The 1,074-nt window shown below is 43.9% G+C and carries 1 protein-coding gene and 1 pseudogene; both read right to left on the bottom strand.

The genetic code is table 11. The annotated features are described in order from the left end of the window. Nucleotides 1-256 (bottom strand): annotated as a pseudogene (locus IDZ20_RS05440) (hypothetical protein); the annotation flags it as partial. 324 nt (nucleotides 257-580) lie between these two features. After that, nucleotides 581-1,074: hypothetical protein (locus IDZ20_RS05435; protein ID WP_223144901.1), on the bottom strand; the 494-nt coding region annotated here is incomplete at its 5' end.

The raw sequence follows: 1,074 nt of genomic DNA, 5'->3' as shown, positions 1-1,074 counted from the left end.
CTACACTCGTCATAGCGCCAAGGGTGAAGGCGTCCGGTGTGCTGTCGGGTACGGCGGTAGGTGTTACGGTGGGCGTTGGCGTGGGTGTTGTGGGTGGAGGATTGCTGCTGCTACCACAGGCCGTTAATACAGCCATAGCAACAACTAAACCGATCTGTTTTATTGCGTTTGTAGCAGCACGCGATAACCCGCTTACTGCCATTTTCTTTTCTACAGGTACTTCACCCTTTGCCACACAACGATTAGAGGTAATCATTAGCTTCACCGCTCCTTGATTGGTACTTTGTTATTAAAATCAAACCCTTAGCGTAAATTACTCACGCAAAAGGCGAAAGGCGTTATTTAAACACACTTTGTCAAAGGCTAGGTTTGACACAGTTGACGCTTTTGGGGTTTAACTGCTGGAAATAAGGCTGTGTTGTGTAAAGAATTGTAAGGTCTAAGCCGTAGGTATGGCTGTAGGAGATTGGCGGCTTAATGCTTCTGTTTTGGCTGAGATTTGCTAGTTTGCTATTTGAACGCGAGGGGAAATGGGGTCTGTCCCGTATTAGCCTTTAACGAGGCTTGCCCCCACTGGCCTTTAAGCCTTTGCTAAGGAATCAAACTCACCACTTATATAACGCTTATTTATTTGTTTGAGTTGCTCCAAAAGGCCCTGCTCCAAAAGCATGTAACGGGGTACATCCCATTCTTGGGGGGCTATGTTTGAAATGTAATTAACACGACTGGCATTCCAGATTGAGTACCCAAATAGATTTTCCGCGCAGCAATTCATCATGATATTTATGCCAATCCTTTCCCCCAAAAACGTCTCATCAACACAGTACTCGCCAGTTGGAAGCCCACCTTCCTCTGGTTTTCTCCAGAATTTATTTTCAAAACTGTCGATTATCCAGCTTAAGGATTCCAAGGGGAATTCTTCTTGAGTTACACGCCACTTACTTTTCAATTTACTCCAATAGTGTGTATTTATGACAAAATGGACTCCCTTCACAAATATATTTACATCATGAGTCGGAAACATTTCGTAATCCAAGGGCATCAACACAAGTTCATTATGAGCCAAACAATTTT

The organism is Teredinibacter waterburyi, assembly GCF_001922985.1.
Lineage (GTDB): Bacteria > Pseudomonadota > Gammaproteobacteria > Pseudomonadales > Cellvibrionaceae > Teredinibacter > Teredinibacter waterburyi.
This window is presented reverse-complemented; position numbering and strand designations above follow the sequence as displayed.